The 18,251-nt window shown below is 44.6% G+C and carries 13 protein-coding genes, 1 tRNA gene and 1 CRISPR repeat array; of the genes, 2 read left to right on the top strand and 12 right to left on the bottom strand.

Annotated elements, in window-relative coordinates; genetic code table 11:
• Positions 1 to 109 precede the first annotated feature (109 nt).
• The 9 genes from radA to cas9 all read right to left on the bottom strand — a co-directional run bounded on the left by radA (position 110) and on the right by cas9 (position 12,613).
• Positions 110 to 1,489: a DNA repair protein RadA gene (radA, locus tag DWX00_RS13190; protein ID WP_055221439.1), complete on the bottom strand. Its 1,380-nt coding sequence runs from the start codon at positions 1,487 to 1,489 to the stop codon at positions 110 to 112.
• Between the two features lie 73 nt (positions 1,490 to 1,562).
• Positions 1,563 to 1,976 (bottom strand): hypothetical protein, encoded by a 414-nt coding sequence (locus DWX00_RS13195; RefSeq protein ID WP_055221437.1) that lies wholly within the window; start codon positions 1,974 to 1,976, stop codon positions 1,563 to 1,565.
• Positions 1,977 to 2,079: 103 nt separating this feature from the next.
• On the bottom strand, positions 2,080 to 4,554 hold the full coding sequence (locus tag DWX00_RS13200; RefSeq protein WP_117762143.1) for an ATP-dependent Clp protease ATP-binding subunit: 2,475 nt from the start codon (positions 4,552 to 4,554) through the stop codon (positions 2,080 to 2,082).
• Positions 4,555 to 4,570: 16 nt separating this feature from the next.
• The gene (locus tag DWX00_RS13205) at positions 4,571 to 4,957 is read right to left on the bottom strand and encodes a GntR family transcriptional regulator (RefSeq protein WP_117510240.1); all 387 of its coding nucleotides are present in this window, start codon (positions 4,955 to 4,957) and stop codon (positions 4,571 to 4,573) included.
• 79 nt (positions 4,958 to 5,036) lie between these two features.
• Complete coding sequence (locus DWX00_RS13210) at positions 5,037 to 5,801, bottom strand: type III pantothenate kinase (protein WP_118595508.1); 765 nt, start codon at positions 5,799 to 5,801, stop codon at positions 5,037 to 5,039.
• Between the two features lie 225 nt (positions 5,802 to 6,026).
• Positions 6,027 to 6,721: a CRISPR direct-repeat array (repeat unit 36 nt; unit sequence GTTTGAGTACCATACATTTTTACATCATTCTCAAAC).
• Between the two features lie 63 nt (positions 6,722 to 6,784).
• Positions 6,785 to 7,459 (bottom strand): type II-A CRISPR-associated protein Csn2, encoded by a 675-nt coding sequence (csn2, locus tag DWX00_RS13215; RefSeq protein ID WP_118595509.1) that lies wholly within the window; start codon positions 7,457 to 7,459, stop codon positions 6,785 to 6,787.
• Entirely contained in the window at positions 7,456 to 7,761 is a 306-nt protein-coding gene (gene cas2, locus DWX00_RS13220; protein WP_117510243.1) for a CRISPR-associated endonuclease Cas2, read from the bottom strand. Before cas2 ends, csn2 begins: the two co-directional genes overlap by 4 nt.
• 11 nt (positions 7,762 to 7,772) lie before the next feature.
• Positions 7,773 to 8,639, bottom strand: coding sequence for a type II CRISPR-associated endonuclease Cas1 (cas1, locus tag DWX00_RS13225; RefSeq protein WP_117510244.1), 867 nt, complete (start codon positions 8,637 to 8,639; stop codon positions 7,773 to 7,775).
• Positions 8,636 to 12,613: a type II CRISPR RNA-guided endonuclease Cas9 gene (cas9, locus tag DWX00_RS13230; protein WP_118595510.1), complete on the bottom strand. Its 3,978-nt coding sequence runs from the start codon at positions 12,611 to 12,613 to the stop codon at positions 8,636 to 8,638. Before cas9 ends, cas1 begins: the two co-directional genes overlap by 4 nt.
• 413 nt (positions 12,614 to 13,026) lie before the next feature.
• Between cas9 and DWX00_RS13235 the strand changes: the two genes are divergently transcribed.
• Positions 13,027 to 13,109, top strand: a tRNA-Leu gene (locus DWX00_RS13235).
• Between the two features lie 157 nt (positions 13,110 to 13,266).
• Here the strand turns inward: DWX00_RS13235 and DWX00_RS13240 are convergent.
• From DWX00_RS13240 to DWX00_RS13250, 3 genes are read right to left on the bottom strand one after another with little or no spacing between them, the layout of a single operon-like run.
• Complete coding sequence (locus DWX00_RS13240; RefSeq protein WP_117510246.1) at positions 13,267 to 14,544, bottom strand: diaminopimelate decarboxylase; 1,278 nt, start codon at positions 14,542 to 14,544, stop codon at positions 13,267 to 13,269.
• 23 nt (positions 14,545 to 14,567) lie between these two features.
• Positions 14,568 to 16,004 carry a pyruvate kinase gene (gene pyk, locus DWX00_RS13245; RefSeq protein WP_118595511.1) on the bottom strand — a complete coding sequence of 479 codons (1,437 nt, stop codon included), beginning with the start codon at positions 16,002 to 16,004 and terminating at the stop codon, positions 14,568 to 14,570.
• Positions 16,005 to 16,019: 15 nt separating this feature from the next.
• Positions 16,020 to 16,883: a hypothetical protein gene (locus tag DWX00_RS13250; protein WP_055228519.1), complete on the bottom strand. Its 864-nt coding sequence runs from the start codon at positions 16,881 to 16,883 to the stop codon at positions 16,020 to 16,022.
• 218 nt (positions 16,884 to 17,101) lie between these two features.
• Between DWX00_RS13250 and aroC the strand changes: the two genes are divergently transcribed.
• Positions 17,102 to 18,208: a chorismate synthase gene (aroC, locus tag DWX00_RS13255; RefSeq protein ID WP_118595512.1), complete on the top strand. Its 1,107-nt coding sequence runs from the start codon at positions 17,102 to 17,104 to the stop codon at positions 18,206 to 18,208.
• The last annotated feature ends 43 nt before the right edge of the window (positions 18,209 to 18,251 follow it).

Genomic DNA, 18,251 nt, shown 5'->3' on the forward strand with positions numbered 1-18,251 from the left:
TTCTTATTTTTAGAAAAATATAGTTAATTCTGCATATTTTATATTTTATCTGAATTTTTTAAAAAAGACCGTACGCATCACACGCCGGTCCTTTTTCCACAACTTCCTTCTAATTTTTCCCCACGCGCAGAATCGCATCCTGAATATTTTCCACCGGAATCAGTGCGATTCCACCGATTTTCTCCACGGACTTCATGCAGACAGCAGGTAAAATCACCCGCTCGAAGCCCAGTTTTTTTGCTTCCAGTACACGCTGTTCCGCCATGCTGACGGCGCGGACCTCACCGCTTAAGCCGACCTCGCCAAATACGACCGTTTTCTCATCGATCACCTGATCTTTGTAGCTCGATACGACGGCAAGTGCGATGCCAAGATCAATCGCCGGCTCATTCATCTTGATTCCGCCTGCGATGTTGACGTAGGCATCGCTTGTCGAAAGATTGACTCTTGCGCGTTTTTCCAGCACTGCCATCAGCAGGTTCACACGGTTGAAATCGCATCCTGCTGCGGTGCGGCGCGGGATTCCGAAATTACTGTGGCAGACCAGTGCCTGAATCTCGATCAGGATCGGGCGCGTTCCCTCCATGGAGCATGCGACAACCGAACCGGAAGCTCCCTCCGGCCGTCCGTTCAGCATGTATTCCGATGGATTTTTCACTTCCACGAGTCCCTCTGTCTGCATTTCGAAGACGCCGATCTCATTTGTAGAACCAAAACGGTTTTTGACGCCGCGCAGAATCCGGTAGGACGCATGACGGTCGCCCTCGAAGTACAGCACGGTATCTACCATGTGTTCCAGCACACGTGGGCCGGCCACATTACCGTCTTTTGTCACATGACCGACGATAAAGATCGAAATTCCCATTCCCTTTGCAATCTGCATCAGCACATTCGTCGATTCCCGGACCTGGGATACACTGCCCGGCGCGGAGCTGACCTCTTCGTTATACATGGTCTGGATCGAGTCGATGACGGCAATCTCCGGCTTCTCTTTTTCCATGACGGCGCGGATAATGTCAAGATTCGTCTCACAGAGCAAGGACAGATTTTCATTAAATTCTCCGATCCGCACGGCGCGCAGTTTGATCTGGCGCAGGGACTCCTCGCCGGAAATGTATAAAACCTGATGTCCTGCTGTGGACAGCATGCGGCACACCTGCAGAAGGAGTGTGGATTTTCCAATTCCCGGATCGCCGCCGACCAGTGTCAGGGAACCCGGCACAATTCCTCCGCCGAGCACCCGGTCGAGTTCTCCGATTCCCGTCGGGATACGCTCTTCTTTTCCTGTTGAAATTTCCGTCAGATGCACCGGCTTTCTGCCCGCTGCGCTGTGGCTTCCGAGCCCCTGGTTTCCCGCCGGTGTTTTGGCCGCCATCGGTTCCTCCACAAACGTGTTCCATTCTCTGCACGCCGGACACTGGCCCATCCATTTTGCTGACTCATATCCGCAGTTCTGGCAGAAAAAGGCTGTTTTTTTTGCTTTTGCCATAGTTGTGTCTCCCTTATAATTGTCAAAAAAAGCTGCCGCACACGTTCTGCGACAGCCTTCTTTTCTTATTTCATCATGCTTTTACGATTTCTACTGCTACATCCTCTGCTTTTTCCAGCTCTACGCTGAAGGAAAGTTTTCCGCCGAGATTTGTGGTCATGTGGCCAACGTTTACGCCGTCGAGCAGCACCTTGTATTCGGTCTCTGCTTCCATTTCAACGGTGATCTGTGCATCCTCCGGTCCTTCTACTTTGAAGGTCATGCCGTCGTCGAATACGTTCAGATCGGTAACTGCGGTTCCCGGAACGGATTCGTATACGAACAGTCCGTTTCTCTCCAGCTTTGTGATTTCCTTAAAGGTTTTTACTTTATACAGATCTCCTCTGTGCTCAAAATCAGATTTTTTTGCCTTTGCCGCAAGCTCATAATCTCCGAAGCTGATGCCTCCGTCTGCCTCTGTGCGGATTAATTCTTTTACTACTGACATTTGTAAATGCCCTCCTGGTCTTGTCTTTTGTGGTGTTTCGTTTCTTTGTGAAAATCATACCATAATCAAAAAGATTTTACCATATAATTTATGGAATTTTATATTATTTTTTCTCAAGAACCTTAAATGTAATCTCTTTCTTATTCATTCCAGCCGCAACGGTATCGCCTTTTTTCACTTCTCCGTTCAGGATGGCTTCTGCGAGCGGATCCTCAATTTTGCTCTGGATCGCGCGTTTTAACGGGCGGGCACCGTACTTGCTGTCGAAGCTGTTTTCCACGAGATATTCTTTCACGGTGTCACGGACTTTCAATTCAATGTCCATCTGCTCCTTGCAGCGGCGCTCCAGATCTTTGAGCAGAATCTGCAGAATCTTCTTCATATCCGCCTTGGTAAGCTGATGGAATACAATAATCTCGTCGATTCGGTTCAGGAATTCCGGCTTAAACATCCGTTTGACTTCTTCCATCACCTGGCCCTTCATGTATTCGTAGTCTTTCCGCTCATCTTCTGTCGAAAGGAATCCAAGGCGTTTCGGCGCTACAATGTTCTGTGCTCCGGCATTGGATGTCATGATAATGCAGGTCTGTTTGAAATCAACTTTTCTGCCCTGCGCGTCGGTGATATGGCCATCATCAAGCACCTGCAGCAGAATGTTGAAGACATCCGGGTGCGCTTTTTCGATCTCGTCAAACAGGATCACACTGTACGGGTTGCGGCGCACTTTTTCAGAGAGCTGGCCGCCTTCCTCGTAGCCAACGTATCCCGGAGGGGAACCGATCAGCTTGGAAACGCTGTGTTTCTCCATGTATTCCGACATATCAACGCGGATCAGGGCCTGCTCTGTACCGAAAACTGCCTCGGCGAGTGCTTTGGAAAGTTCTGTTTTTCCGACACCGGTCGGTCCAAGAAACAGGAAGGATCCTGTCGGACGGTTCGGGTCTTTTAATCCGACTCTGCCTCGTTTTACGGCTTTTGCCACAGCTGTCACGGCTTCTTCCTGGCCGACAACGCGTTTATGGAGTGTCTGCTCCAGTCTTGCCAGACGTTTCGATTCTCCTTCCGCGAGACGCTGTACCGGAATTTTCGTCCAGGTGGATACGGTTTTTGCGATTTCTTCTTCTGTTACCTGCAGTTTTTTGTTTTTGCAACGGCGTTCAAAGCGTTTTCGGATCTGCTCCAGATCTTTTTCGAGCTCCTGCTGGCGCGCCTGCAGTTCTTTTGCCTGCTCAAAATCGCCGGTACTGATCGCGGATTCTTTTTCTTTCTGTACTTCGAACAGTGTCTGCTCCTCTTTTGCCATGTTGTCCGGCACCTGGTAGCCGGCGAGCTGTACGCCTGCGGATGCCTCATCGATCAGATCGATGGCTTTATCCGGCAGGAAACGGTCGTTGATGTAGCGGACGCTCATTTTTACGGCTGCTTCCAGTGCTTCATCGGTGATTTCCACGCCGTGGTGGCGTTCGTAGTATGGGCGCAGGCCTTTTAAGATATCAAGTGCTTCGCTTTCTGTCGGTTCTTCTACTTTCACCGGCTGGAAACGGCGCTCCAATGCGGCATCTTTTTCGATGTATTTACGGTATTCTTCGAGCGTGGTTGCACCGATGAGCTGAATTTCTCCGCGGGAAAGGGACGGTTTTAAGATATTGGATGCATCGAGTGCTCCCTCTGCACCGCCGGCCCCGATGATGGTGTGAAGTTCATCGATGAACAGCAGAATATTTTCATTGTCCGTCACTTCCTTGACGACACGTTTGATACGTTCTTCGAACTCACCGCGGTATTTGCTTCCGGCTACCATTCCGGAAAGGTCAAGGACAACAACTCGCTTATCGCGGATCGTTTCCGGCACAATGCCAAGGGCAATCCGCTGCGCCAGACCTTCCGCAATCGCCGTTTTTCCGACACCCGGCTCTCCGATCAGACACGGGTTGTTTTTTGTCCGGCGACTTAAGATCTGAATGACACGCTCAATTTCCTGCCCACGGCCGACAACCGGATCGAGTTTTCCTTCGCGCGCAAGCTCAGTTAGATCCCGGCTGTACTGGTCCAGTGCCGGCGTTTCGCTGGTCTGCGCTCCACCTCTTGTCTGCGGTCCGCGGCCGGTATTTGCATTTCCGCTTGCACCGCCCTGCAGCGGTGCCTCGCCCATGGCAGTAAGGATTGCTCCATATAGTTTCTGAATGTTGATCCCCATGGTAAAAAGCAAACGGGTAGCAACACAGTCACTTTCTTTTAAGATTGCGATCAGCAGATGCTCGGTTCCCACAGCTCTGCTCTTAAAACGCGCTGCCTCCGCTTCTGCATTTTCAAGCACTCTGCGTACCCGCGGAGTATAGCCCGGTCGGGATTCGGTCACGGTGTTTCCGCCTGGTGCAATCAGACGGTCAATCAGTTCGGTAAGCTGTCCGGCATCTACGTGAAACTCAGAAAGCACCATGCCTGCTGTGCCATCCTCCACGTTCAGAAGTCCGATCAGAAGGTGTTCGGTTCCTACGTAATTATGTCCACATTTTTCAGCTGTCCTAACCGCATATGCCAGTGCTTTTTTTGCCTGACTGGTATATCCTTCTCTCATAATACTATTGTCTCCTTCATGTTTCGTCTGCGTAATTGCTGTAAATTTCATCTACAAGCTGATGTACTTCTTCTTTTGATATATTTTTGCAGACGGCTTTTGCAAGAATCACCTGCAGATCTTCGCGCAGTTCCTGCATGGCATACAGTTTATCCGCATCGATAGAGATAACGGCTCCTTTTCTTCGGTCAATCGAAAGAAGCCCCTCCTGCCGGAGTACGCTGTAGGCCTTATTTACGGTATGCATGTTGATACCGATATTGTCTGCGAGCTGTCTTACCGAAGGTAGAGTATCTCCTTCCTGAATTCTGGAAGTGGCAATACCCAGAATAATCTGATTTCTCAGCTGGATATAGATCGCTTCATCGCTGTTGAAATCGATCTGTATTGTCTCATAATACATAGTTACACCCTGCTTTCTCGTATCGTTTTGTTATACATATGTTATAACAATTCGCAAACTTTGTCAACAAACGGTTTCCCTACCTGTTTTTCTCGTAGATGATCTGAAGACCTTTCAGGAGCAGATTCTCATCGATGATGATGTCATGTCTGCAGTGCGGAATCACAGCTTTCGCCAGACCTCCGGTAGCCACAATCGTGCATTTGCAGCCAAGTTCTTCTTCCATCCGTTCGATCATGCCGTCGATGCTGGCAGCGTTTCCATAAATCATACCGCCTTTCATACAGTCCAGCGTATTTTTGCCAATGACTTTTTTCGGTGCTGTCAGACTGGTCTGGCTAAGCTGCGCGGCATTTGATACGAGAGCATCCAGCGAAGTACGAAGTCCCGGAAGAATCACGCCTCCGATGAAGCTTCCTTTCTGATCAAGTACACTCATCGTCGTGGCAGTTCCCATATCGATAAGAATCTGCGGACATGTGTATTCATTCAGCGCTGCTACTGCTACAACAACAAGATCGCTTCCTGCCGTTGCGGGGTCGTCCAGTTTGATATTAAGTCCGGTCTTCACACCGGGGCCGACAACTTTGACCGGCTTTTTAATCACTTTTTCTGCCGCACTCCGGCAGAGCTCTGTCACCTGCGGAACAACGGAAGAGATGATACCTCCTTCGATCTGCTCCACCGGAATCTCATACAGTTCCAGTACATTTTTCAGGCTGACTGCGTATTCCAGCTCTGTTTTTGCCTTGTCCGTGGAGAGTCTTTCGATAAAGTATGTTTTTTTCCCTTCCACACACCCAAGGACGATGTTCGTGTTGCCGATGTCTATTGCAAGGATCATGATTCAGGTTCCTCCTGTAAAAACTATGAAATGAAATTCTTGTGGTTTTATTATACATGGTGCGGCGCTTTGAGACAAGGAAAAAGACAGCAAGAAAAAGACAATTAAGTCGATTTCATACTGTCTTCTGAATATTTCATTTTGAATTATCTATTCTTGTTGTTCACAAAAATAAATTTTACATCATTCTCAAACGTACGATTTAGCAGAATTTGCCCTGAAAATGTTTGAGTACTATACATTTTTACATCATTCTCAAACCATTACTTACAGATTTAGGGGAGGTGGAAAGTTTGAGTACCATACATTTTTACATCATTCTCAAACAGGCGGTGATGGATAGTGAGCAGCGAGCGGTTTGAGTACCATACATTTTTACATCATTCTCAAACTAGAAGCTGTCATTTACGCGCTCAAATCGTGTTTGAGTACCATACATTTTTACATCATTCTCAAACGTCTTTTACGCCGTCATATGACGTTTTCAGGTTTGAGTACCATACATTTTTACATCATTCTCAAACTTAAAACCATCATTCGCACCATATACAGTAGTTTGAGTACCATACATTTTTACATCATTCTCAAACTGGTTTTCGACTTTCACGTTTGTTCCTGATGTTTGAGTACCATACATTTTTACATCATTCTCAAACATCGTCGATGAAGGCTTTTCTGGACAGGGTGTTTGAGTACCATACATTTTTACATCATTCTCAAACTTCATGCCTGCAGAATAGAAATCGTCCTCAGTTTGAGTACCATACATTTTTACATCATTCTCAAACTTTCCTGCAAGTGGAATAATATTAGAACCTGTTTGAGTACCATACATTTTTACATCATTCTCAAACCATGGAGGTATTAGGTATGGCAATCTATCAGTTTGAGTACCATACATTTTTACATCATTCTCAAACCTCAAATTTAAAAATGAACTGCTTTCATCTGCACAAAACAGGTACTCAAACATCCGATGGATATTAATAGACATCACATCCATCTTTGTCAATTATATAATATTCTCTCTGATTCGAAAAGTCCCTTTGTATATTTTCTATGAAAAGCAAGGATATTTCATAGTAGCATGCCATTTGGGAGAGTTTGTTTATTTGTGTTTCGTTCAGATAGGACCGAATATTTATCAGAATCACCAGTTCTTTTTGGAGAAGTTCGGCCATAACTTTGATATATTGCGTCAATTTTTCCAGAAGCCCCATCTCTTTTTCGGTTTCTGTCTGAACTCCCATCAATTTTAGGAGTGCGCTCAAATCGATTTCCTCATTTTGTTCCAATTCGTACCCACTGGCAGCTTCCAATTGATAGATGTATTTCTTCAGTTCCGCAATAATTCTCTGTGTTTCCAGAAACATTTCTTCATTTTGCGCACTTTTGACCAGCTCTGTAAATAACCGTTTTTGTATTCTGTGATCCGCAAAATCAAGAGAAAATGGCGTTAATATCAATTCCACATCTCTTTTCATATTCAGCTCTGTGTCAGCTTTAGAAAGTACGAAATTTCCCTCCTCTCCCTGATTTTGTTTTTGCAGCTGCCCCACATATTTTAAAAACAGCTCCGATGATTCTATAATCCATTCCGTGGGACAGTTCCGATGAATCGCAATAGGTTTTTCCAAGTCCACATGTACCAGTTTCATAAAATCACCAGCCTTTCATCCGTATTCAACACTTCACTCTTTACGTTCCCAACAATCAGATCCATTTTCGCATACTGCTTCTCAGTCACCGTTAAAAGCTGTACCAGGCCTTCTTCCGGCTTATTTTTATGAATCTGATCCACGATTCCATTCACTGCAGTTGTATTTAACGCAAGCTTACAGTATACGGATTCCTGGAGCATCAGGAATCCGCTTTTCAATAAAAACTTTCGAAATCTCGCATATTCTCTTCTCTGATCGCCCGTCAGCACCGGAAGATCAAACAGTACCAATACTCTCATAAAACGATAACTCATAGGCCGTAAAACCGGATCAATGCACTGTCATTCTCATTTAAGGCATCAAATACACTTTTACAGTAAATTTTTATGGCATTATTCACATACTGTGTTTTCCCGTCTATCATGACTTCGTTGTTTAATACATTGACCAACTGTATTTTTTCCTCATGCGTAAATTCTTTCCTCTGCATTTGGATTACTTCCCGGTCAATCAGGACACGGAACGGTTCCATCAAATCGGACGCCAGATTAAACTGATTAAACATATTATCATGAAAGAGTCCGAGCTGTGTAATATAACCGCTCGCTACAATTTCTCTCGCAAACGCAGACAACAAAATGCTATATCCGTAATTCAGCGCTGCATTTTCCGGACAATCCGCAGTTCTGGTAAATGTCATACCGAACAACGCATTAAAATATACCTTTGCCGCATGCCCTTCCCGGTTTGTCTCATCGTTCCAGCCAATCTCCTGTAAATATGCTTCTAACAGACCCGCTTCTTCCTTTCCCAGATTTTTTAACAGTTCCTTCTGTTTTCGTATTTTTTCCGTCACAATCTCTGTCCAGATCGCTTCTTTACTGTGCCGGCTCCACTGAATCTGCTTTCTGATTTTATTGCTGGTATCATGACTTCCGTAATACCCAACCAGTTCCGACGATGGATTTCTCTTTTCATCGCAAAAAATCACTTTTATTTTCTTTTTGGTCAGCTCTGCCAGCAGACTTGTTGTGACTGTTGCTGCCGTTGACTCAATCAGAATGGTTGAGATTTCACTTAAATGTATTTTTGTTACTTCCTCATTTCGCACCACAAGATAACCAAGCTGATAGTCCAGCTTTGCCCGTTTGGAAATAACCACAATCCGCCAGCTCATAATGCATTCAGGTCTACTGCCTGCTCGTAGATACCGGTTGGCGATTGATGAATCATTTCGATTCGACTGCAATCGGTTATATTTTTGTTGAGATACAAAATTCCTGCTCTTCCAGATCCTCCAATTAATTTCAAATCAGCGGTAACACTCTGGCACTGGAAAAAATGTAAAATTTCATACAAAACGATACACTTTTCTTCTATGCATAATTCTTTAAATTTTTCTCTTTTTTCCGTTAATGTCTTTGCCTGTGCTCCAAGTTTTTTTGCATATACCGTATTTGTTAATTTATTTAAAAAGGTTTCATACAGCATCACCACTTTCTTTTCTTCTAAATGGTCGGAATCGTAAATTTTCAGTTCTTTATTCTGTTTTTTACGTTCCACGTACTGTACTATTTTTTTCAGTATTTCCGTTTCTTCCTGGGAAAGTACCAGCTGATTTGCACCTTGCATCAATAGCTGATCTCCTGATCTTCCGGAAACCCACATATAAAATCCGTCCACACACAACAGAGTATCTATTTTGATTTCCGGCACCAGCACTCGCGGATTCTTTAACTGTCTTTCCTCTTCCAGATACCGAATTATATTTTCTTCTGACTTCTGAATTTCCTTTTTCAGACGAATCGGCACATACTCGATTGTTCGTATTTTCTTTCCCTTTTTGCCCTCCGATTCTGCCAGTACAAAGCAAGCTCCCGCCTCTTTGTTATATCCTCCATACTTCTGTATATCACAAAGCCGTTCATCACTGCTCTTGATCGGAACCTGACCTTTTCCTTTTTTGACAATCTGCTGGTCAAACAATGCACCTGTTGCCTCATACGATCTTCGCGTCACAAGAATGTTGTTCTTTTCCATAAATTTTCGGACTGTCGCAATGGTTCCGTTCCCGCTTTCCCAGGCAATTTCTCCGTTTCGTTCAATTCTTTCCTGTTCAAACATCTTCTTCAGGTTATAACTTCTTCCCGGATTTTCCTTAATGAAGTGAATCGGATTTGATGTAAATTTTACAAAATATGCGTTGCCCACGACAATATTCAAATAAGCATCCTTCGCATGATGATAATCATTCATCTCCCGTACCTTCAGAAATTTAAAATCCTTACGGAACTTTGAAACGGTTGGCGCTTTTACATAAACAATCTGTGTATCCGGGATCACCTGCTGCAGAATACTTGCTGCCGCTTTTGTACTCTGACGAGTTTCCACCAGCTGCCTGGAAATAAATCCAGCCAATTCAGACGGTTCAAATCCATTTCCTCTTATCAGCCGTTTATATTTTTCTTCACTGATCAATCCGGCATCCACTAAAGATTTCCAGAATGGCTGCATTTTTTTCCGAACTGTTTCATCGATCGGATATTTATCCTCTTTCATCTGATTACACTTTTTCTTTACAAGTACCCGGTTATCCAGGCTATCATCCATCACTTTGGACTGTGGAAAAATATGATCAATGTCATACTTCTGATTATCCCACAATTCCTCCAGTTCAATTGTTTCACCGGAATACATGCATTTTCCTTTTTGCGTATAATACAAATACAGCTTGTCTCTTCTCATTTCCGCATCGGAACGCTTTTCAATCTCATCTATCCAGTCTTTTTCTTCCGCTTTACATTTTTTATAAAGTTCCAGCAGTTTCTTTTTTCTTGAAGAGGTTCTTCCCTGATCGGTTTTTTCTCTTGCCATTTCTATAAAAACACGTTTCGGTGGGTTTCCCATCACTTTACAGATTTCCTTTACAATCAAAAGGCTCTGCCAAATCTGCCGCTTCACTGCCGGTGATACGTAAAGCTCCTCGACTAATTCATACGAAATATCCCGTTTTTTCTGTTCGTTTCCATTCTTTTCTTCGATTGCCGATGCAAACAAATATTTTTCGCTAAGCAGTTGCATCAGATTGTCATTCGTCTCCCACAAAGCCCGAATAATAGACCATGCCTCTCCCGTTTCCGGTGCCGGTGCTTCCATCTCTTCCAAAAACACTTTTGAGAGTCTTCCCCAACCACGATACGGCAGTTTACTTATGCTGTCTCTTTGTTTTTCTGTCAACTCCGGAAACAGTTTCTTTAATCTCTGTTTCAGTATCGCTTTATCATCTCCAAACAGCGTTACGTTCAGGATGATGCATTCTTTTTCCGCCTGGTTCAGTGACAGATTTGTTAATTTCTCTTTAAAGTCATGGTATGCCGTAAGAGAACTCTTGAAATCACCATCAATTCCGGTAATTTCAACTTCTTTTCCGGTAATTCCTTCTTTCACTAAATAGTTTTTCAGTTTTTTCTGTGTAACCTTTCTGCTTTTCTGGAATACTTCTTCATATATTTTCTGTTTCTGCTCTACAGATATCTTTTCTCCATCCAAACGCAGATTATTTAATTCATTTAAAACTTCGTATTTGCTGTACAGCAGAGAATACTTTGGTAAAACATCTTCACTTGGCAGATAAGTACATTTATTCGTCATTCTTCGAATAAACTGCTCTGCACTTGCTTCCAAATCTACCATCTCATCGAAGTTCCATGGATATATTTTGCCTTCTTTTCGTACCGCCCAGTTACTCTTCTCCCCTTTTTTTCGAATTCCGTTTAAGGGTCCTACGTAGTACGGAATGCGGAATGTGAAAATCTTTTGAATCTTCTCTCCATTCTCTTTCAGTAGCGGAACTTTATCTTCCAGATTTTTCAGGATTGCATTTAATTCATATAAATGAATCTGATATGGAATGACACTGTTGTCTTTTACAGTCTGTTTCGGAAGAAACGTTCCCATTTCCATTTCCTTCTGCATGCAGGATGCTTTCGTCACATCTGATATCTTGCCCAGAATATTCTTTTTCAGATAACCGTAAAAGTCTTCCTGACTACATTGTTTTGGTGCCTTGATATACGCATAATAATTAGCTTTTTCATCCTTTTTTGCAAACAGTCTCTGATATTCTTCCCTTGAAAGATTCTCTCTGACCAGCTTTTTCAGATCTTTCAGATCTTTTTTATGCTTTTCATAAAGTGCCACTTTTGCCTCTGAAAGAGAAGAATAGTTCTGCAAAATATCAGCCAGAACAGCCCAATCGTACACTGCTTTTGCGTGTTCAATTAATACATATTTTTCTCCCAGCTCTGCTTCGATCTCTCCAGCGTATTCTTCATAACCTGCATCTGCGAAGCAAAGTTTTGGCCGTTCCAGTGTATCCATCTGTTTTTCCCCAAACAGATTTCCCAGTTTTGCTGTTCCACCGGTAATCAATCCCAGCCACTCTTTTTCACAGGATGTTTCTGCCCGCATTGCTTTTACTGCTTTTGTCTTTTTCGCAGATTTGGTCAATGTTCGGTCTTTTAAAATTGCCTCTATTTCCTTGCTTCTTTCCACTCCAATCTCGGAAGAAAAGCCAAGTTCTTCTGCCCGCACTGCTTCAAGGAACTGTTCAAATGTTGTCTGAAATTCTCTTACCTGTTCGATATTTCCGTTTAATAGAAAATGGCCTCTGTGTTTCATCATATGATGCAGAGCAAGATATATCAGGCGAATATCAGGCGTTTCGTCAGTTTCCATTAACCATTTTCTCAGATGATAGATGGTTGGAAACTGTTTATGATATTCTTTGTCTGTGTAATCATCATCCGCAAACAATGCATAGGGAAGTTCCGGACACTTTCCCTGCCTGTCACGCTTATCCTCTGGCCAGTAACGACTCTCTTTCATTCTGCGAAAAAATCCATCATCTATCTTTTCTACTTCTTCCGCAAAAATTTTCTGCAGCAATTCTATTCTCCAATTACGACGATCCAATCTTCGTTTTGCTGTCCGAAACCCTCTTCTCTCTTCTGCAGTCTGTGCACTGTCAAATAGCCGTACACCCCAAAGTGTTTTTCCATGTGCGCGCAAAATTTCGTACTTCTCATTTGTCACAGCCCATCCAACCGAACTGCTTCCCATATCAAGTCCGAGATAATATTCCCCTTTCATCTGTTCTTTCCTCCATTTTCTACATTTTATCTAATTTTACCATATATTTTGATTTTTTACATCTTTTCTTTCCTATTTTCAACAATTCTACTTCCTGGTTCTTGCTGTTCTCACAGTACTGAATCATAACCATGTTTCATTTCTAATTTTAGACAACAAAAAAACTGCTGTCTATGAAGACAACAGTTTTCGTTCCACACACTGTGGACCATCTAACGATGGCGTTTTCGATAAATCGTTATTTGAACTTATGATGTAAAATTTAGTATGGTACTAAACTATCTACACTATACTTCTATTTTTTCCTTTCGTCAATCTTTTTTAGAAAGTTTTTATGATAATTATTCCATTTTTTTCTCTTGCGTCCTTCTTGTTTTTATGGTAAAATATATCTTGTTCTGATTACGAACACTGCCGCTGTGGCGGAATTGGTAGACGCACTTGACTCAAAATCAAGCGGTGAATAACCGTGCCGGTTCGAGTCCGGCCAGCGGCATAGCTAAAAAAGATCTGCAAAAACGAACGTTGATGCAGATCTTTTTTTATTGTCTTCCCTTCAAAAAAACAGCTTTTGAAAGAAAGAAAACCCCTTTCGAAGAACCGGCCATCTGCCGCATGGTTCTTTTTGAAAGGGGTTTTACTGTTGTTATCTCTTATTTATTTCCAAACATCTTTTCATACTCCGGTGTTCCATCCAGTGTAGCGAAGTAGTCTTTCGGGGTTTCTGCGCGGCGGATGACTTCAAAGCTGCCGTCCTCTTTTAACAGAACCTCTGCAGATTTTAATTTTCCGTTGTAGTTGTATCCCATGGAAAATCCATGTGCGCCGGTGTCGTGGATGAAGAGGAGGTCTCCGACTTCCACTTCCGGAAGCATGCGGTCGATCGCGAATTTATCGTTGTTCTCGCACAGGGAGCCTGTTACGTCATATTTGTGGTCGCACGGCTGATCTTCTTTCCCCATCACCGTGATGTGGTGGTAAGCGCCGTACATTGCCGGCCGCATCAGGTTGACCGCGCATGCATCACAGCCAATATACTCTTTGTAAATGTGTTTCTGATGGATTGCGCGCGTAACGAGTCCGCCGTACGGTCCCATCATGAAACGGCCCATCTCCGTGTAAATTGCAACATCGCCCATGCCGGCCGGAACGAGGACTTCATCGTACACTTTATGTACACCCTCACCAATCACGCGGATGTCATTGCCTTCCTGACCCGGTTTGTACGGGATTCCGACACCGCCGGAAAGATTGATGAATTTAATCTTCACGCCCGTCTCTTTCTGCAGCTTTACAGCCAGCTCAAACAGTGTTTTTGCCAGAACCGGGTAGTAATCGTTGGTTACGGTATTACTTGCAAGGAAGGAATGGATGCCGAACTCTTCTGCCCCTTTTGCCTTCAGAATGCGGAATGCCTCAAAAATCTGCTCGGTTGTCATACCATATTTGGCATCTCCCGGATTATCCATGATGTCGGTGCTGATTTTAAACAGTCCGCCCGGGTTATAACGGCAGCAGATTTTCTTCGGAATGTAGCCCAATGTTTTCTCAAGAAAATCAATATGCGTAATATCATCAAGGTTAATGATCGCACCAAGCTCTGCAGCCAGTTGATACTCTGCAGCCGGTGTTACGTTGGATGAAAACATGATTTTATCTTTCTCAAATCCCATCGCATCGGAAAGCATCAGCTCCGTGTAAGAAGAGCAGTCGCATCCGCAGTCATATTCACCCAGCATTTTGATCAGTGTCGGGTTTGGGTTCGCTTTTACAGCAAAATACTCACGAAATCCCGGATTCCAGGAAAAAGCTTCCTTTACTGCTTTCGCATTCTCACGAATTCCTTTTTCATCGTAAATGTGAAACGGAGTTGGTACTGCTGCTGCGATTTCTTCCAGTTTTTCTTTTGTTACAAAAGGCTTCTTCGTCATTCTCTTTTGTCTCCTTCTTCTGCTTATTTTGCCTGAATAATGTGAAGCATGTTTGTCATATATCCTTCACCCGTCACCTCGTTAGTAGCAGGGTCTCCGGCCGTAAAAATAACCATATCGCCACGTTCTACGAGCTCCTCACGGCGCACCATATACATAGCATGGGAAATGATGTTCTCCGTAGAATCTTCCTCGTATCCGGTCACCGGACGAACGCCCCAGTAGAGCTGCATTTTTCTTCTTGCCCATTCATATGGGGTAACGCCGTAAATCGGTACGCTCGGACGAAGGTTGGAAATCAGTCTTGCGGTCTGACCAGACATAGTCGGGGTCACAATGCAGGCTGCTTTGATGTGTTCTACCATAGAAACGGCTGCACTTCCGACTGCTGCGGAAACATTCAGCTTTCCTTCCAGCGCTTTTCCATCGCGGTAATCTTCGAATTTCAGATAGCGCTCTGTCTGCTCGGCAATCTCTCCCATCATGGTAACTGCCTCGATCGGATATTTTCCGGCTGCTGTTTCGCCGGAGAGCATGATTGCATCCGTTCCATCATAAATTGCATTCGCAACATCGGCTACCTCTGCACGGGTCGGGCGCGGGTTCCGGATCATGGAATCCAGCATCTGGGTTGCTGTGATAACCGGTTTGTATTTATGATTGCATTTTTCAATGATGATTTTCTGTACATGCGGTACCTGGCACGCCGGAATCTCTACACCAAGGTCTCCCCTTGCAACCATCACACCATCTGCCGCATCGATGATGCTGTCGATGTTCTGCACACCCTCCGCATTTTCGATCTTGGCAATGATATCAATACGCTCTCCTCCGTTTGCCACAAGGAACTCACGGATTTCGTTAATTGCCTCTGCATTTCGGATAAAAGAAGCCGCTACAAAATCAATATCCTGTTCAATACCAAAGAGAAGATCTCCTTTGTCTTTCTCCGTCAGGTTCGGAAGATTGATCGAAACGTTTGGTACATTCACACCCTTCTTCTCTCCGAGCTCGCCGCCGTTTACTACGGTACAGACAATTTCCGGTGCATTTACTTTTTCTACGCGCAGGCCGATCAGACCATCATCGATCAGAATTGTGTCTCCCTCTTTGATATCGTCGGTAAGGCCGGTGTAGCTGACCGAACAGTGATTTTCATCTCCGGTCTCCTGAACGGTTGTCAGGGTAAAAGTCTGTCCGGTTACCAGATTTACTTTTTTGCCATCTTTCAAAACGCCGGTACGGATTTCCGGTCCTTTGGTATCCAGAAGGATTGCCACAGGAGTTTTCAGCTCTTTTCGAAGCTCTTTCAGCATATCCATACGCATTTTCTGCTCATCGTGGTCTCCATGAGAAAAATTAAAACGAGCAACATCCATTCCGGTTTCAATCAGTTTTTTCATCAGGTCACGGGAGTTGGTATTTGGTCCCATGGTGCAGACAATTTTCGTTCTTCTCATACTTTCTCTCCTTCTTCATTTTACATGTTCATGCGTAAACAGGTGATCCTGGCAGTATTCATAGTTTCCGTTGCATCGGGAACAGAAACGGAACTCCAGATTCGGATCATCTTTTTCGGTCCGGCCGCAGATCGCACATTTGTGTTTTGTGATCCCGTTCGGATTGCGGTATTCGGCTTCGCCTCTTGAAACGGCCTTTTTGAATTCCTTCCGGCGTCTGTTCTGCTGGAAAGAGCCGCGTTTTCCTTTTCTTGTCATCAGGAAGAACACAAGGACGTTTGCAAGGGAACAAAGAATAACAACACATCCTGCCCAGTTTCCGCTCATGATGCTGGTAATCATGCTGTAGGCGAGAAGCGCTACGTCAAGGTATGCCAGCCATTTGATTTTGATCGGAATAATGAAATACAGCAGTACCTGCATATCCGGGAAGCTGATCGCAAAGCCGAGGAAAATCGAGAGGCTGATGTAGTAAGTGCTGAATGCCGTTCCCATCAGCGACGGATATCCGTTGACTGCATATAAGATTCCATACAGCAGGAAGGAACCGATAATGGTCATCAGAATGCCGGAAAAGATGTAAACATTATACTTGAAATCTCCCCAGGCTCTCTCAAGGCTTGTTCCGATTGAGTAATAGAAAAACAGCATGATGATCGTAAAGATATCAAGGCTGCTCGGCGGAATCAGAATCCAGCTCACCAGACGCCAGATCTGGCCATGCAGAATATAGTATGGTTCCAGCGTCAGATACTGTCTCATGATGGGAGCCGCAAGCGCAATGATATATCCCGCAATGTACGTTACGATAATATACATCGTGAGGTGGCTTAATGCATATCTCCCATATTTTCGCTCCATTTTGTCTAAAAAATTCATGCACACTCTTCCTTTTTGTTTGTTTTATTTCACCGGCTTTCACTGCCCGAAAATACATTCTCATTATACGTGCTGCCTTTTCGTTTGTCAAACGGTATAACGGTGAATTTCGTCTCTGAAAAAGAGCTTTACGAATGTTTTACTTTCCGGTATAATTTATTAGAAATCTTTTCCAGTTATTTTATAAATATACGAAAAAATTCAGGAGGACTTTATATATGGCAGGATCATCATTTGGTACCATCTTCAGACTGACCACCTGGGGAGAGTCTCATGGAAAAGGCGTGGGCGTTGTTGTGGACGGAGTGCCGGCCGGCCTTTCGCTTTCCGAGGAGGATATTCAGGTTTACCTCGACCGCAGGAAGCCGGGACAGAACCGCTTTACCACAAAACGGAAAGAATCCGATACCGTTCAGATTTTATCCGGCACTTTCGAAGGAAAAACGACCGGTACCCCGATTTCCATGGTGGTATGGAATGAGGATCAGCATTCCAAAGATTACAGCGACATTGCTTCCTATTACAGACCGGGCCACGCCGACTATACGTTTGATGCAAAATACGGTTTCCGCGACTACCGCGGCGGCGGACGCTCCTCAGGACGCGAGACGATCGCACGCGTGGCTGCAGGTGCCATTGCCTTAAAAATGCTCTCTGAGCTTGGCATCACCGTTTCCGCCTACACCCGCTCCATCGGTGACGTGGAAATCCAGTCTTTTGATGCCGCTGAAATCGCGAATAACGCCCTGAATATGCCGGATGCAGAGGCTGCCGAAAAGGCTTCCGAGCTTTTAACAAAAGCCATGGCGGAAAAAAATTCCGTCGGCGGTGTGGTCGAATGTGTCGTTCACCATATGCCGGCCGGTGTCGGCGATCCGGTGTTTGAAAAGCTCGATGCCAACCTTGCAAAAGCACTCGTCTCCATCGGCGCCGTAAAAGGCGTGGAAATCGGAGACGGTTTCTCGGTCTGCACAGCTACCGGGCTTACCAATAACGATGCCTTCCATGTAAATGCGGACGGCTCCATTGTCAAGCTGACCAACCACGCCGGCGGTATTTTAGGCGGTATCAGCGACGGAAGCGATATCGTTGTCCGGGCTGGTTTCAAACCGACCCCGTCCGTTGCTGCTTCCCAGCAGACCATCAACAAAGATGGTGAAAACATTGCCATCGAAATCAAAGGCCGCCACGACCCGATCGTCGTTGCACGCGCCGTTGTTGTCGTGGAATGCATGACCGCTCTTGTCCTGGCGGACGCACTGCTCGTCGGCATGAGCGCCAAACTGGACAATGTAAAGAAAGTCTGGGCTCTGGACGAGAAATAAAGGCCGGACTGCTTCTTTCTGGCTTCAACACAAAAAATGCCTG

This window comes from Blautia sp. AF17-9LB (genome assembly GCF_003479185.1).
GTDB lineage: Bacteria > Bacillota > Clostridia > Lachnospirales > Lachnospiraceae > Fusicatenibacter > Fusicatenibacter saccharivorans.

Excerpts from the sequence above, each read along its gene's own strand:
- DWX00_RS13210 (WP_118595508.1), bottom strand. The coding sequence starts at position 5,801 with ATGATCCTTGCAATAGACATCGGCAACACGAACATCGTCCTTGGGTGT.
- DWX00_RS13240 (WP_117510246.1), bottom strand. The coding sequence starts at position 14,544 with ATGACGAAGAAGCCTTTTGTAACAAAAGAAAAACTGGAAGAAATCGCA.
- cas9 (WP_118595510.1), bottom strand. The coding sequence starts at position 12,613 with ATGAAAGGGGAATATTATCTCGGACTTGATATGGGAAGCAGTTCGGTT.
- csn2 (WP_118595509.1), bottom strand. The coding sequence starts at position 7,459 with ATGAAACTGGTACATGTGGACTTGGAAAAACCTATTGCGATTCATCGG.
- cas2 (WP_117510243.1), bottom strand. The coding sequence starts at position 7,761 with ATGAGAGTATTGGTACTGTTTGATCTTCCGGTGCTGACGGGCGATCAG.
- DWX00_RS13200 (WP_117762143.1), bottom strand. The coding sequence starts at position 4,554 with ATGAGAGAAGGATATACCAGTCAGGCAAAAAAAGCACTGGCATATGCG.
- DWX00_RS13195 (WP_055221437.1), bottom strand. The coding sequence starts at position 1,976 with ATGTCAGTAGTAAAAGAATTAATCCGCACAGAGGCAGACGGAGGCATC.
- radA (WP_055221439.1), bottom strand. The coding sequence starts at position 1,489 with ATGGCAAAAGCAAAAAAAACAGCCTTTTTCTGCCAGAACTGCGGATAT.
- DWX00_RS13250 (WP_055228519.1), bottom strand. The coding sequence starts at position 16,883 with ATGAATTTTTTAGACAAAATGGAGCGAAAATATGGGAGATATGCATTA.
- aroC (WP_118595512.1), top strand. The coding sequence starts at position 17,102 with ATGGCAGGATCATCATTTGGTACCATCTTCAGACTGACCACCTGGGGA.
- pyk (WP_118595511.1), bottom strand. The coding sequence starts at position 16,004 with ATGAGAAGAACGAAAATTGTCTGCACCATGGGACCAAATACCAACTCC.
- cas1 (WP_117510244.1), bottom strand. The coding sequence starts at position 8,639 with ATGAGCTGGCGGATTGTGGTTATTTCCAAACGGGCAAAGCTGGACTAT.
- DWX00_RS13205 (WP_117510240.1), bottom strand. The coding sequence starts at position 4,957 with ATGTATTATGAGACAATACAGATCGATTTCAACAGCGATGAAGCGATC.